General features: G+C 46.5%; 1 protein-coding gene. It reads left to right on the top strand.

Annotated elements, in window-relative coordinates; genetic code table 11:
- Window positions 1-301: DUF7507 domain-containing protein (locus tag ACRHOZ_RS20890; RefSeq protein WP_431130190.1), on the top strand; the 301-nt coding region annotated here is incomplete at both ends.

The following is a 301-nucleotide window of genomic DNA, read 5'->3' as shown; positions in this document are numbered from 1 at the left end:
CCGTGGATACCAATTGTACTAGTATTGAATACACTTTTGAAGTCACAAACTTGGGGAGTCTCAATCTAGAAAATATCGTGGTAACCGACAACGATATCCCTGGACTGGTAATTAACGGACCAACCGGCGACGATGACATGAACGGACAATTGAATGGTACCGAAACATGGAGGTATACGGCTACCTATATTTTACAACAGAACGACCTTAACAATGGACAAGTACAGAAGCAGGCTCAGGTGGAAGCCAATGTAGTGGGCAATCCGGCTCAGACGGTGACCGACCAGTCCCACCCTGATGA

Origin of the sequence: Flagellimonas flava, assembly GCF_050617915.1 — a bacterium.
Taxonomy (GTDB): Bacteria; Bacteroidota; Bacteroidia; order Flavobacteriales; family Flavobacteriaceae; genus Flagellimonas; species Flagellimonas flava_A.
The sequence above is the reverse complement of the archived record's forward strand: the minus strand, read 5'-3'. Positions and strand labels throughout refer to the sequence as shown.